Genomic DNA, 14,735 nt, shown 5'->3' on the forward strand with positions numbered 1-14,735 from the left:
ATTAATAATTATTCCATACGTATCTTATTATTTCATCGTGGTAATTAGTTACCACATATGTTGGTATTGTAAAATTATTGACCATTATACAAAATGCAACTTTTCTTCCTGTTCTCGTTATCATTATTCCTGCTATGTTTGAAACATTTTGGAGTGTACCCGTTTTAGCATACGCTATTATATCACCTAATCGGTTTTTCATCGTACCTTCTTTTCCTGAAACCGCTAATGTGGATATAAATCCACTTAAACCCCCTTCGTTCTTATATGCATAACTTAGAACATTGACAACCATATACGGGGTTACAACATTTTTTGTTGATAAGCCACACGCATCGTTTAATCTAAATGGATAGTATTCCCCGAAAAGTTTCCTGTAAAAATCGTTCATAACTTTTAAAGAATTGTATATATTTCCATATCCATAAACCCTTAAACCGACAGTTCTAAGGATTTGCTCAGCGTAAGAGTTACTACTGTATTTGTTTGCCACACTTATCAAATTAGAAAGAGGGACAGATTTTATAACTATAAACTCACGGTAGCTTTGGTTTAATTTTCCAACCTTGACATTTCCATAAACTTTAATTCCATACTCTTTAAGTATATTTACCACATTGTATCCAAAATTAAGAGCCACAGCGTTTTCATCGTATGGATTAAATGTATTTGTGTTCTCTTTAAGTATAAGGGCATCTATACTTGGATTTTTGTAATCCCACTCCCAGCCTATTCCCCAACGTTCGTTTGAAAAAAAGGAATTGTCTATTATTATGTCACCTTTTATTTCTTTTACTCCTTCGTATACAAATTTCTTCAAATTTTCCCTTAAAATTTCAACACTCATAGAAGGATCGCCATTGCCCTTTATAATTATGCTCCCATTAATTGTTGGTGATATATTTCCTCTTGGTACATAGACTGTTGTCGTATATCGAAAATCCGGCCCTAGCACTTCCCATGCAACGAGTGTTGAAAATATTTTTGTAATCGAAGCAGGCACATAAAGGTTATGTTCATTGTATTGCACAAGTACATTCCCATTTTCTATATCTTGAAAATAAACTCCTACGTAACTTGACAAAGGTGCTTTGGAACTAATCAATTGATAAACACTTTGATAATTTTGAGCAAAATAAGAAACAGAAAAAAGTGATAAAATAATCAGTATTATCAACTTATTCAACAATTTGGTGAATGCTCTGAACTCCAACAACTTTCCCTCCAATGTCCACATACAAAACTTCGTCAGTTATCTTTAATATCGTTCCTTCGAATATTTCTCCTTCGTGTTTTATCTTAAGTTTATCTCCTTCTTTAGGAACAAGGTACTTTTTCCAAAGTTTTGTAATATTCTCAGTCTCATTTCTATAACTTACAAGCAGATTCCAAGCGTGTTTGTTTATTTCGTCAAGTAAATATGTTATTTTCAGTTTCTTTTTCACTATATCCTTTAACGATATCGCGATATCTTTTATTTCATCTGGTATGTCGTTATTTACATTAATACCTATCCCAACAACTATCGCAACTGGTCGATCGTTAATAGATACAGCTTCTGGCAAGATACCACAAAGCTTCTTTCCGTTGTAATAAATGTCATTTGGCCATTTTATATATGCTTTTACTTTTATTTTTTTCAACACTTCAATTATCGCTATTGAGAATATTTTGGTGTATATATGGGGGGTTAAGTGTATTTTCGGCTTAAAAAGTACGGAATACCACAACCCACCTTCCGGTGAAATCCAACTTCTCCCCATTCTGCCCTTGCCAGCCGTTTGTTTAATTGCTACAACTACTGCCCCGTCATGAAAAGATTTGTAATTTTTCTTCAAAAATTCATTTGTACTATCAACTTCGTAAAGCACCTCTATTTCTTCACCAATCATTGTAGCACCTCACAATATCTTCTATCTTCTTTTTAAGAATTCTTTTATTCTATCTTTAAAAAAGATCGACGAAACAAGTAAATATACAGCCGCTCCAAAAATCGTCGAGATTATCGCCCAGTATCTTCTTGAAGAAATAAGTGAAAAATAGTAAGTGGCTATACCCATTATTATAGATGAGATTAAAATGAACAAATCATCTTTTTCGAAAAGTTTTTTGTTCTTTTCTTTAAGCAGTAAGTAAACAAATCCAATGATACCTGCCACACTCGTGGCTAAAGCAACACCTATAGGGCCATACTTAAGACCGACGAGCAAGTCCATTATAACATTTGTGATAGCAACGATAGAAGTTGCCTTGAGAGGTGTTTTCATATCCTTTACCGCATGTCTGGCACGAGCCATTGTTGAGTATATACCGTAAAATGGTAACCCCAAAACATAAGCATTAAGAACGTAAGCTGTCATTTTTGTGTCTTGCGCTGTGAATTGACCGTACTCATAGAACAGTCTTAATATAGGCTTAGAAAGTGCGATTAGCCCTACCGCTGCGGGTACTGTAAAAAACATCGTCGATGTTATCCCTTTTCTTAAATGCTTCGTATAGTTTTCTCTGTCGTTGCTTATCGTTGAAAGTATAACAGTTGCCACCGCTACTCCAAATAATCCGTAAGGTAACATGTAAAATCTTGATGCGTATTGGAGATACGAAACTCCACCACCTTTACCTTGACTGTAATAAGAGACAACGTTCGTATCAACTATACTGTTTATTTGAGAGATTGACATCGCGAGAAAACTTGGCCAAAAATACTGAAGAAATTCTCGAGCGTACTTGAAAGTAAATTTAAGCTTATGCCTTTTCAGTGGATAGGCTAATGCTGCAAACGCTGCAATTTCACCTATGAGAAAACCCCAAGTTGGGCCGTAAATACCAACTTTGGGTAGAAGCAAAGAAATAATGATTACGATATTTGGAATAATCGGTGTTAGCGCCGGATAAAAGAATTTTCCCCTGGTGTTTTCTATAGAATAAGTAATAGCCCACCAAAAAATGAACAATATTGAAGGAGCTGTTACTCGTGTTAGTTTCCTTATAAGTTGTTTCGTTTCAGGAGCCGCACCAGAACTGAAAAGGTAAATTACTATATCTGGAAATATCATCACTATTATAACTATTATCAAAAGAATAAGCGTAAATAACGTTAGTACAGAAGAAAGAAATTCGTCTTTTTCTTTTGATTCCGAATAGAGTGGTACAAAAGCTGAAGTCATAGCACCTTCACCAAAGACTCTTCTAAGAAAAAAAGGAAATAGTATCGCTACGAAATAAGCATCCGCCTGCCAGGATGTTCCAAATTTCGAAGCCATTAACATATCCCTGACAAGGCCAAGTATTCTTGATAGAAATGTAGCTATTGCAAATGCTAAACTACTTGCAAGAATGCTCATTTATATTTTCCTCCAAAATGTATCTTCGACTTTTTGTTATTTTTTAAATATTATCACTTAGCGTAAGAAACCGATCTTTTTTCTCTTATAACTACAACTTTCAATACACCGGGATATTGTAGTTCGTTTTCTATTCTTGTTGCTATATCGTGCGCAAGTTTCTCTATTGTCGCATCGTCCGTTTTATCTGGTTGGACTATAACTCTTATTTCCCTACCAGCTTGTATTGCGTACGCATTTTCAACATATTTGTAACTCTTTGCAATTTCTTCAAGTTTCATCAAACGTTTGATGTAATTTTCGACGTCTTCACGCCTTGCCCCAGGTCTCGCTGCTGAAATTGCATCCGCAGCAGCTACTATAGCCGCTTCTGGTGTTATTGGTTCTTCTTGACCATGGTGTGCCATAACCATATTAATTATCTCATCAGACTCACCATATCTTTTCAACATTTCAGCACCTATATCGGTGTGTGAACCTTCGACTTCGTGATCTATCGCCTTACCTATATCGTGGAGTAAGCCTCCTCTTTTGGCTTTGTCTACATTCAAACCTAATTCGGCTGCAAGCAAACCTGCGATTTGTGCAACTTCCACCGAATGTGCTAGCACATTTTGACCGTAGCTTGTTCTGAATTTCAATCTACCAAGCAATTTGATAATCTCTGGATGTAAACCTCCAACACCAACTGTTATAACCGCGTCTTGTCCTGCTTCTTTTATTTCTCTTTCAACTTCTGCCTTAGCTTTTTCGTACATCTCTTCTATCCTTGCTGGGTGTATTCTACCATCTTGAACTAGTTTTTCGATAGTTCTTCTCGCAACTTCTCTTCTTAATGGATTAAACGAGCTTAAAGTAACCATTTCTGGTGTGTCATCTATTATAAGGTCCACACCTGTTATCTTTTCAAATGTCCTTATGTTTCTACCTTCCCTACCTATCAATCTACCTTTCATGTCGTCATTTGGCAAAGCAACAGTGCTAATCGTTACTTCACCTATGTATTCTGGTGCATATCTTTGAATAGCATCAGCAATGATTTTTTTAGCGTACTTATCGGCTTCATCCTCGTATCTTGTCTTTATCTGAACAAAGAATTTAGCAATTTCATGTTCGTACTTTTCTCTCGCCTCTTGAAGTACTATTTCTCTTGCTTGTTCATGTGTAATACCGGCGAGCTCTATAAATCTCCTCTCGATTTCCTTTGCCTTTTCTTCTATCTCTTTAGCTTTAGATTCGAGCTCTATTTTTAAATTTTCCACATAATTTTCCCTTTTATCGATAAGCTCTTCGCGTTTACTCAGCATTTCTTCACGTTTAAGCAATCTTTCTTCGAGTTGCTTTATCTCTTCTTCTCGCTTTTTTCTTTCTTTTTCTATTTCTTCGCGAATTTGATGAGCTTCCTCACGCGCTTCGATTATAGCCTTTTTCTTTATTTCACTTGCTTCTTTTTCTGCACTTTTAATTATGCTTTCAGCATCTTCTTTAGCTGCTTTGAGCTTTTTCTCCAAAGCTTCTTCCGCTCTTTTTCTTCCAACCGAAATGCCAAAAAACGCACCTGCCGCTATTCCAACAAATAATATAACTATATATATCAACCATTCCATTACCATTCACCTCCAAATCCTTGTCTGTAAAGTTTTTCTCTTTTTTTATGCTCGTCAAGACCTTGAGTAAGTTTTTCGATTATCTCATCTACATTTACCTCATTTAAGACTTTATTTATAGCATCTTCTATAATATATTCATCAACGTGGAGCTGTTTTAGCTCATAGCGAATCCTATAAGGACCTTTATAACGAACTACAAGACTATCGTATGCGTATAAGTAAGCGAATTTCTCATCGTCGATGAAACCTCTTTCTTTTAACTTCTTTAAAGCCTCTAATATAACTTCCTCCGAAAAACCATACTGTCTGAGCTTATTCGCAACTTCCCACTCAGACCTTGCCCTAAATTTTATGAATCTTAAAGCGATATTGAATGGATCTTTTTTTTGTTGTCGTGACTGAATTTCACTGGAACGTTCACTTTGTTGCTTGTTTTTGTAATTTTTCATTTTCTCCATCTTTCTCTTGAGATACTTGATCTGGTTTTGCTAAATACTTTTCTCTAATTCTCTTTTCAATTTCATCGGCAACTTCTGAATGTTCAACAAGATAATTAACAGCATTAGATTTACCTTGTCCAAGAGAGTGTTCCTTGCCACTAAGATCTTCGTAAGTAAACCAACTTCCTCTCCTATCTATCAAACCTTCATTGACTGCTATATTAAACAGTTCGTTTTCTCGGACTATACCCTTTCCGTATATTATATCAACACTTGCTGTTCTAAATGGTGGTGCAACCTTGTTTTTCACGAATTTAATATTCACTTCATTACCTATATGTTCGTTACCTTCCACAATTTTCCCGGCAGATCTTACTTCTATTCTCATTGTTGCGTAAAATTTCAGGGCAACTCCACCTGTTGTTGTTTCAGGGTTACCGTACATGACACCTATTTTCATACGCGTTTGGTTGATAAAAATAACCACAACTTTTGATTTATTGACATTTCCTGCCAATTTTCTCAAAGCCTGAGACATAAGTCTTGCTTGCAAACCTATTTGTGCATCACCCATTGCACCTTCAATTTCCGCCCTTGGCACTAAAGCAGCTACAGAATCGACAACTATCAAATCAACAGCGTTACTCCTTACAAGTTCATCAACAATGTCCAGCGCTTGTTCACCGTAATCTGGTTGAGAAACAAGTAATTCCGAAAGGTCTATACCTAGGTTCTTTGCATAGTTTAAATCAAGAGCATGTTCTGCGTCAACAAAAGCTGCTATTCCTCCGAGTTTCTGAACCGATGCGATGGCATGAAGAGCGATGGTAGTCTTACCACTTGATTCAGGGCCATATATTTCTATAATCCTGCCTCTTGGGTATCCACCAACACCTGACGCTATATCAATTGCCAACGAGCCACTTGGTATTACATCTATTTCCTGAACAAGGTTGCCTTCACCAAGAACCATTATAGAACCTTTACCATAAGTCTTCTCAATTTTGCTTATAGCTTTTTTTAAAACATCTTTTTTCATTTCATCTGACATTTTTAATCAAACCTCCTTCAAACTTTGATTTGTAGATCCACTTGTAGATAGGTCCTTGCGGTGTCAAAGTGGAACTGTAAACAGTAAATCCATCAATGACCAACGTTAATTTAGGAATTTCTATTTGAGAAACAAGTTCTTCCCACTTGTCTGGATACTCTTTTACTCTTCCAAGAGTTATATGAGGGACAAAATTCCCTTGATCATCATACTTTATCTTGTGTTTGTTCAATTCAGACTTCATCTCCAAATACATCTTTTGAAGAGATTTAGTTGATTCAAGTTTTAAAAACAAAACTCTTGGAGAGTTCTTAAATTTAAAATAGCCAAACCCATTCAAAGATGTGCTGAAAGATGGAAAACCGTACATCCTTTTGTTCAAAGTTTGCGACATAAAATCTACGCTTTTTTCATCCATCTCTCCCATGAAAAATAACGTTAAGTGAAGATTCTCAGGCTTAGACCAATTGGCTTTAAACCCTATATTCTGAAGTTTATCTATTACCTCTTTGGCTATCTCTCTAATTTCTTCGTTTATATCAATAGCCACAAATGTTCTCACCACAACACCCCCAAAATATTACTTATTGAGAAATTCTCGATTTTGGTAAAGATAAATAACTCCAGAAAGTACCGTTACAACAGCCACAAAGTAAATTAATACTGTGGTGAACACTTCTATCCGAAAACCCAAGAGCTGGATATACAGTCCTATCGTAAGTATCATCTGAGACACTGTTTTCAATTTTCCAAAGATATTTGCCGCAACGATTCTTCCAGATTCTGACGCTAACATTCTAACAACACTAACGAGTGTGTCTCTTAAAATAATTATAACAACCAGCCAACTTGGTACAATATGGAGTTCTACAAAAACAACAAGAATCGATGTGATTAATATTTTATCACTCATTTGATCGAGTACTTTACCAAGACTTGTAACTTGTTTTAGCCTTCTGGCTAAGTAACCATCGAAATAATCGCTGATAGACGCAATTAAGAAAAACACAAACGCGAGTAAGTTTTTTCCAAAATACATTAGCAAAACTATCACAACAGTGAGAGCTATCCTTAACCAACTTATTGTGTTCGGAATGTTAAAAACAGATTTCCTTGAAGTCGTCGAATTCTCCTTATTCAACCAATTCCCCCTCCAAATCGTAAGTATCTGCTTCTGTAATCTTTACCTTACCAAACCTGTTAATTCCGTGACCTTTTACAAAAACATTCCCATCAACTTCAGGAGCATCCATGTAACTTCTTCCGATGATTACTCCGTTAACTTCTTCTTCAAACAAAACATCGATAACTTTTCCAACCAATCTTTGATTCCTTAAAAACGAAATTTCAGCCTGAACTTCCATCAAAGTGTCTAACCTTTTTTGAGCTGTTTTCAAAGAAACTTTATTAGGTAAATTATACGATGCGGCGTCTTCTTCGTCGGAATACACAAATCCACCAAGCCTATCAAATTCAATAGTTCTTATAAAATCTATCAGTTGCTCAAAATCATCTTTTGTTTCACCAGGAAAACCAACAATTATACTGGTTCTCAAAACCGCTTGAGGATATAAACTTCTTATTTTATCGAATAATTCCTCAAGTTCTTTCGTACTTTTCGTTCTTCCCATTAGTTTAAGTATATTATCACTACCGTGTTGGATTGGTATATCAAAATATTTAACAACTTTTTCGTATGAAAAACCTTTTAGAATTTCATCAGTTACGTGGTCAGGGTGCATGTACATAACACGAATCCAAAAGTTTCCATCAATATCGTTAATTCTTTTAAGAAGCTCTGGAAGCATTTGCTTACCATATAAATCTACACCGTAACCTGTCGTATCTTGTGCCACAAGGACTATCTCTTTCTTACCATTTTCAATTAAATATCTTACTTCCTTTTCTATATCTTCCAGTTTTCTGCTTACAAAACCCCCCTTGAACTTTGGTATTGTACAAAAAGTACACGCTCTATCACATCCATCTGCTATCTTCACATACGCATAAGGTAAATCACTATCAACTCTTCCCTCAAACTCATAAACTGCCACAGGATCTGTTATATATTTTTTTGTTTTGTTAATACTTTCAGCCAAATTCTTTGGAGGAATAACTCCAAACCAGCCATCAACCTCCGGTATTTCCAATGGCAAATCTTTGGGGTATCTTTGAACTAAACAGCCAGTTACATATACTTTGAAATCGGGCTTTTGTTTTTTAATACTTGCAAACTCTAATATTGTATCGATAGACTCTTGCTTGGCATCCACTATAAAACCACAAGTATCTATAACAACACCATCTGCATCTTCAACATCATCAACTACTTCATGACCTAACTGTTTCAAATGGTACTTAAAAAGTGAAAAATCCGCCTCGTTTTTGGCACAACCAAGAACAATTACATATAATTTCAAAAAAGCCACCTTCCTTTTCTTTCCCTTTACAATTTATCTTTCTAGTTCACTCTCTGACTCTCTGCTTTTTACTTCTTGATAGATTATTCAAAAAGTTCTTTCTCTTTTCCAAATAAAGCTCTCTTATATTCGTCAGCTCATCTTTATAAACCTGCTCTTTGTAGTTTGGATATGTAAAATCGTAATCTTTCCATCTGCCGTTTATATACATGAGCGTCGGCTCTGCATATATACCGTGACCTATGTAAATTCTGTGTGGCCACATTTTCGTTGTTGCGAGAACAAACTGCATATGGTGCATATACCCCGGATCCAAATTAAACCTTCTATTACCATCAACCGCGTATCTTTGCTCAATCTCGTTAGTCTTTACTTTGATTATCGAAAGCATCGAAGGATGTATTAATCTTTCGAAACTTATAAGCCTACCGAATATTCCTGAACCCATTTCCTCGTTGTAATACAAAGTATACTTTTCGAAATCTAATGGCTTACTAATATAGTCAATTGGTCCAAAATGTTTGATTAGTTCGGGTTTAATCTCATCAAACCAATAGTCTAGGTGAGATGAAAACATAAAAATTACCAAATTAACCGGTTCAACAATTCTTATTTCTCCCATACAACCTTCACCTCAAAGTGTTGCAAATTAACAATTTTCTTCTTGCCTCCAAACTGACTTATCGTTGCAGAACCTATAACCTCATATGTCTTATTCGGCTCAAGAATTACGGTCCCTTCATAACGCCTACCATCCAAAAAAACACTACCGTAAATTCCTTCAATAATAGCTAAAGGCTCATTTTTAATCTTTTTAACATATATGAGTAAAAACAAAAATAGCACAACACTTACGAGTGCCATAACATAAAACAAAACCCTTATAAATTTTTCAGACACTAAAACCACCTACAAAATTATTTTTTCAATTCTCTAAAACCAAAAGTACATTTTATTATACTTATTATACACTTTACCCAAATAATTATACACCAAAAAATAAAAAAATGAACACGAAACGTTTTAACTTTACAAATATCTTAGATGCTTACGAATACTTCAAAATCTAAAACTAATTTTTTTAATTCTATAAAACTTTTAAACCATATTATTTAAGTTCATTAATATACTATATATTGACATAAATTGGTAAATTAAACACAATATATAGTGTTGGTATATTTATGGTATATTTTTGGTAAGTTTTTACCCTTAGTGGTAATTATTTTAATACAATATATAGTATTTATAAAAGTTAGTCGACTATATATAGTTAATTGAGAAAAAGTCTCAACAAGTAACTTACCAAAATTACCAATTGAAAATTTTTTTACCATGAATTTTGAGAAAAAACATTCGAAAAATTTTTTATTCATATGCTTTATAAAAATTTACCAAACACAAATACTTATGAATAAACAATTTTTGGAGAAATTTACCATTTGCGGTAAGTTTTTATGAATAAGATGGTACGTTCAAAAAAATTCATAAAGCCCTTTGAATTGTACCTTTTTGTGTTACCACCGTGTAAACTTACCAATTTACCACCCTATATAGTATATATAATAAGTAATATATAATATATAGTTCTATGACTATAGTTGGACAAGGAAAACAAAAACAATTTAGTTTGCAACATGTATTGATAAATTCAAGAATTTCATTGAATTTGTTTTATAAATTCATTTATTAAAGCTGCCATATGCTCGTAATGCGTTCCTCTCCAATAGATTTTTCCACAATTACCGCACATAGCAAATTCATCATGCATCTCAAAAACACGTGGAGGAACTCTACCAGAAACAGATTCCTTATCAACAACGACTAACTCCCCATTGCATTCCAAGCAACGTGAGAAAGGCTTCACCCAATTCATAAGCTCGTACATTTCAAAAACTTCTTTTAACTGCTCTTCTGGAAAATCGCTTCGAATTATATAACCATAAACGATATCTCTTCGCATAAGAAGTTTTCTGTCTCTTGTAAGTATTATTCCACCAATTTTCTTTGCTCTATCAACTATTTGAAAATCGTCAACTAAACCATACTCAGCGTATATACCAAACATTCGAAGCAATTTCGAAAGCTTTCCTAAATGTATATCCAAAACAAATCTTGGTTCTCCTTTGAATCTAGGAGTTAAAGAATAGTTCTCATCGATTTCTAGATTGCAATGAGGATAAACACAGTAAAAATCACCATCTTCGACAATCTTAGAAAAATCTACAAAATTACCGTTTAAAGTAATAAAATAAACCTCGGTATGTGGAATACCGAGGCGTTCAATACAATCTTTTATTGTTTGACCTACTCCAGGATTAATCTCAAAATAGTAAACTCCCTTAGTTAAATCAGACAAAGATCCAAATATTCTTATGGATACCTTCAAACGCATCAGACCTTTCTGATATCATCAATTTTTTCACCAGTAGATATATAGGCAATTTTTAAACCCGTTTCTCTTTCAATAAAATCTACAAATTTAGCAAAATTGTCATCTTCAAGATTTTTCCAACCGTTAAACTCGATGTATTCAACAGTGACTTTATCTATCATAGATATATCATTAGGGATTTCAAACTTTCTCCCATTCGATAGATATCTAATTCCAACTTTAACTTTTTCCAATCCAGATAATATATCTGCTTTTGTCATTATCATTTCATCGCAACCAGAAGTTTCGATTGCGTATCTCAATATTGGCAAATCAAGCCATCCGCATCTCCTTGGTCTACCGGTAGTAGCACCAAATTCTCTACCAGCTATTCTAATCTTTTCGGCTTCTTCACCAAATAGTTCTGTTGGAAATGGACCTTCACCAACACGCGTTACATATGCTTTAAACACACCTATTCTTTTGTCAATTTTTATTGGAAAGCCCAGTCCACTTTCCACGCCTGTTGTATTACAATAAGAACCTGTTACATATGGATAGCTTCCCATATCTATATCAAGTAAAACACCTTGAGTTCCCTCAAAAAGAACATTAACGTTTTTAAATTCTTCCTTCATCTCAAGAGGAGGAACTATAAGTTTTGATAATTTCTCAAAATTTTCAAAGAGTATTTCATAATCGTCCCATTCTATACCGTAAAGATTTTTATACATCTTGGAAATGAATTTTAATTTTTCTAAAGCTGTTTCTTTATCAAATAAATCAACCAATCTTAGACCAATCCTATGCACTTTATCGGCGTAAGCAGGGCCTATACCACGTTTTGTTGTCCCTACAGCTTTTTCGCCTTTCGCAATTTCTAATTTTTCATCTAACATCTTATGAACCGGTAAAACAATGTGAGTAAGTGATGAAATATTTATCCTATCGTATACATCAAAACCAATTTTTTTAATTTCTTCGATTTCTTTAATAAGAACATCAAGATCAACGACAACACCATTTGCTATGTAAGCTTTGGTATTTCCTCTTATATCAAAAGATGGTACGAGGTGATGGACAAGTTTAAATTCACCGTAGTTAACAGTATGACCTGCGTTGCTTCCACCACTGTACCGTACAACGTAGTCAAACTCTCTTGAAAGATATGTCGTAACTTTTCCTTTTCCTTCGTCCCCCCACTGTAATCCATAGCAGACTATATTCATCAAACCATCTCCTCTCTAAAATTCTACATGAAAGTCTTTGTATTCTTGTTTTGGTAAATCAATTTCGTCGTAATCGGAAATGTAACTCCAACCATTTCCTTCCATGATTCTTCTAAAGAGCTCTTTTATTTGCTCATCGTTACCTCCAGCAACTATTGTAACACTTCCATCGTCTTCATTTTTCACATAACCTCTGACACCTATTGCTCTTGCAACGTTTTTGACAAAATGGCGAAAACCAACACCTTGAACGATGCCCCTTACATTCCATTTTTTCCAAACTTCTAACATGGAGGACACCTCCAAATTTTTTATTATTCGTTACTGCATACAAATAAAGCTCTTGATTTTTCGGGTAATTGTTATATAATCTATTTCAAAGAAATTTTTGGCTTGAGGTGATTGTGTGTCTAAGCTAAAAGAAAAATATTCTCTTATGAATATCGTTACGATAAATGTTAATATGATGGCTATGATGATGTGGTGTACCGACCGCTGGAAATTATAGGTACACCATTTTGCTGTTACAAAAAACCAGCGGTCGGGTTGAAGAAACCCGACCGCTTTTTTTATACCACACATTCTAACAAAATTCAAGCAAAATTTTAAACAAAAAGGAGGTGCGATTCTGTGAATCAAACATGGAAAAGGAGATTTCAAATTATCAAAATTGGGGGATCTATTTTAGACTCTCCAGAAAGCCTAGTTGATATTTCAAAGATTATAGTTAGTTTGAAAAATAAAATTTTTAAAGATCATCAACTTGTTATCGTTGTAAGTGCACTAAAGGGGATAACAAATAAACTTATAGAGGCTTTAAAAAATATAACAAATTTAAATATCGATTCTTTTTTAAATGGCATTCACAATTATCACTTGAAATTTGCAAATTTTACCGAAGAAGATATGTATCTGATTAAAGAAGAGATTTATTCCCTAAAAAATTTGCTTTACGCTTCAAAAATGATAGGCAGAGTTCCAGATTTTGTATATGACAAGGTGGTTAGTTCCGGAGAAAGATGGAACGCTGTTATAATGGAAAAAGTGCTTTTAGAATATGGAATGAAATTTAAGATCGCATATCCAGAAAATTTTCTAATCACAAATGGTCGATATGGTAATTCAAGTGTATTATTAGAAAAGAGTAAATCTGCTCTAGCTGAAAGCATTAGTGAATGGCAAAGTGGTGATTTTATAGTACCTGGTTTTTACGGTAAGTCAGTTACCAATGGTGATATTACAATACTTGGACGTGGTGGAAGTGACTATACTGCAACTAGTTTAGGATATTGTTTAGATGCGGATTCTGTGATTCTCGTTAAAGATGTTCTAGGTTTCCTTACCGGAGACCCAAAAATAACGCCAAACGCTAAGATTGTAAGAATGCTAAATTACGAAGAAGCTGATGAATTATCTTATTTTGGTTCGAAAGTACTTCATCATAGCGCAGTAGAACCTTTAAGGTTAAAATCCATTCCATTGTATATTTGTAGTATCGAAGATTTAAAAAAGTTGGAAAGTTATGAATCGTTATTAGACAATCGTATCAATTTTACAGTAATAAAAGATTATAGTGAAGGAAATGAATTAGAGCATATTAGAGATTACACGGCTAATTGCATAAAAAGTGTTTCTATGACAAACGACATCGCAATTGTTCAATTCAAAGGACACAATTTTGGAAGAGTTCCTGGAATACTTGGAGAAATAGCTTCACGTGTGGCTTTAAGTGGTGTGAACATAAAGTTTGTGATTACTTCTCAAACTTCGATAAATTTAATCATATCCATGAGTGATTTAGATAAGGTTTTGAAGTTATCTGAAAGTCTGAAATTAAAAGAGATAGAAGAAATAAAATTTAAAAAAGATAAGGTATTAATAGCAGTTGTTGGTGAAGGGTTGCTTGATGCCCACGGTATAGCTTCTAAAATTTTTGGAGCAGTTAGTCGTGGAGGCATTAATGTTGAGATGATATCAGCAGGAGCTTCAGATGTTTCAATTTACTTTATTACAGATTCCAAAGATGGAGAAAAAGCATTTAAGTTGGTACACAAAGAATTTTTTGAAGATGAAGATAGTCAAATTAAGATTTCCGGTAATAAGTCAAGAGGAGAAAAAATAGAAAAATAAAAAACCTAGTCAACACTTTGACTTTCAATAACTTAATATTTCACTTTCATTCTTCACATACTTGATTTCGTTCTTTTTACCTATTTCATCGGTACATACGGTACGTTGTTCTTTAGTAAATAATACACTAAATTTAC

Annotated in this window: 15 protein-coding genes; 1 reads left to right on the plus strand and 14 read right to left on the minus strand. The window is 34.2% G+C overall.

Translation table 11 applies throughout. The annotated features are described in order from the left end of the window. Position 1 precedes the first annotated feature (1 nt). From AS161_RS07890 to AS161_RS07955, 14 genes are all read right to left on the minus strand, one after another. Positions 2–1,213, minus strand: coding sequence for a D-alanyl-D-alanine carboxypeptidase (locus AS161_RS07890; RefSeq protein ID WP_238374573.1), 1,212 nt, complete (start codon positions 1,211–1,213; stop codon positions 2–4). Beyond that, on the minus strand, positions 1,179–1,892 hold the full coding sequence (locus AS161_RS07895) for a biotin--[acetyl-CoA-carboxylase] ligase (RefSeq protein ID WP_011994451.1): 714 nt from the start codon (positions 1,890–1,892) through the stop codon (positions 1,179–1,181). The genes AS161_RS07890 and AS161_RS07895 overlap by 35 nt, the downstream gene beginning before the upstream one ends. Before the next feature lie 21 nt (positions 1,893–1,913). Then, positions 1,914–3,344, minus strand: a complete 1,431-nt coding sequence (murJ, locus tag AS161_RS07900; protein WP_011994450.1) for a murein biosynthesis integral membrane protein MurJ — start codon at positions 3,342–3,344, stop codon at positions 1,914–1,916. Positions 3,345–3,397: 53 nt separating this feature from the next. Beyond that, a complete protein-coding gene (gene rny, locus AS161_RS07905; protein ID WP_011994449.1) occupies positions 3,398–4,951 on the minus strand; it encodes a ribonuclease Y in 1,554 nt (517 codons plus the stop codon). Then, a complete protein-coding gene (locus AS161_RS07910) occupies positions 4,951–5,403 on the minus strand; it encodes a RecX family transcriptional regulator (protein ID WP_011994448.1) in 453 nt (150 codons plus the stop codon). Before AS161_RS07910 ends, rny begins: the two co-directional genes overlap by 1 nt. Continuing rightward, positions 5,372–6,445: a recombinase RecA gene (gene recA / locus AS161_RS07915; protein ID WP_011994447.1), complete on the minus strand. Its 1,074-nt coding sequence runs from the start codon at positions 6,443–6,445 to the stop codon at positions 5,372–5,374. Before recA ends, AS161_RS07910 begins: the two co-directional genes overlap by 32 nt. Continuing rightward, positions 6,435–7,007: an RNA 2',3'-cyclic phosphodiesterase gene (gene thpR, locus AS161_RS07920; RefSeq protein WP_011994446.1), complete on the minus strand. Its 573-nt coding sequence runs from the start codon at positions 7,005–7,007 to the stop codon at positions 6,435–6,437. The genes recA and thpR overlap by 11 nt, the downstream gene beginning before the upstream one ends. Before the next feature lie 18 nt (positions 7,008–7,025). Beyond that, positions 7,026–7,586: a CDP-diacylglycerol--glycerol-3-phosphate 3-phosphatidyltransferase gene (gene pgsA / locus AS161_RS07925; RefSeq protein WP_011994445.1), complete on the minus strand. Its 561-nt coding sequence runs from the start codon at positions 7,584–7,586 to the stop codon at positions 7,026–7,028. Then, positions 7,579–8,865, minus strand: coding sequence for a 30S ribosomal protein S12 methylthiotransferase RimO (gene rimO, locus AS161_RS07930; protein ID WP_164542381.1), 1,287 nt, complete (start codon positions 8,863–8,865; stop codon positions 7,579–7,581). Before rimO ends, pgsA begins: the two co-directional genes overlap by 8 nt. A gap of 46 nt (positions 8,866–8,911) precedes the next feature. After that, entirely contained in the window at positions 8,912–9,487 is a 576-nt protein-coding gene (locus tag AS161_RS07935) for a DUF4416 family protein (RefSeq protein ID WP_011994443.1), read from the minus strand. Then, complete coding sequence (locus tag AS161_RS07940) at positions 9,475–9,765, minus strand: hypothetical protein (protein ID WP_164542382.1); 291 nt, start codon at positions 9,763–9,765, stop codon at positions 9,475–9,477. The genes AS161_RS07935 and AS161_RS07940 overlap by 13 nt, the downstream gene beginning before the upstream one ends. A 760-nt stretch (positions 9,766–10,525) precedes the next feature. Further along, positions 10,526–11,260 (minus strand): Mut7-C RNAse domain-containing protein, encoded by a 735-nt coding sequence (locus AS161_RS07945; protein WP_011994441.1) that lies wholly within the window; start codon positions 11,258–11,260, stop codon positions 10,526–10,528. Next, positions 11,260–12,468 carry an adenylosuccinate synthase gene (locus AS161_RS07950; protein ID WP_164542383.1) on the minus strand — a complete coding sequence of 403 codons (1,209 nt, stop codon included), beginning with the start codon at positions 12,466–12,468 and terminating at the stop codon, positions 11,260–11,262. Before AS161_RS07950 ends, AS161_RS07945 begins: the two co-directional genes overlap by 1 nt. 15 nt (positions 12,469–12,483) lie before the next feature. Beyond that, on the minus strand, positions 12,484–12,759 hold the full coding sequence (locus tag AS161_RS07955) for an acylphosphatase (protein ID WP_164542384.1): 276 nt from the start codon (positions 12,757–12,759) through the stop codon (positions 12,484–12,486). A gap of 339 nt (positions 12,760–13,098) precedes the next feature. On the opposite strand from AS161_RS07955, the gene AS161_RS07960 reads away from it, so the two are divergent. Next, a complete protein-coding gene (locus AS161_RS07960; RefSeq protein WP_164542385.1) occupies positions 13,099–14,598 on the plus strand; it encodes an aspartate kinase in 1,500 nt (499 codons plus the stop codon). The last annotated feature ends 137 nt before the right edge of the window (positions 14,599–14,735 follow it).

It is taken from the genome of Fervidobacterium sp. 2310opik-2 (genome assembly GCF_011057735.1).
Taxonomy (GTDB): Bacteria; Thermotogota; Thermotogae; order Thermotogales; family Fervidobacteriaceae; genus Fervidobacterium; species Fervidobacterium nodosum.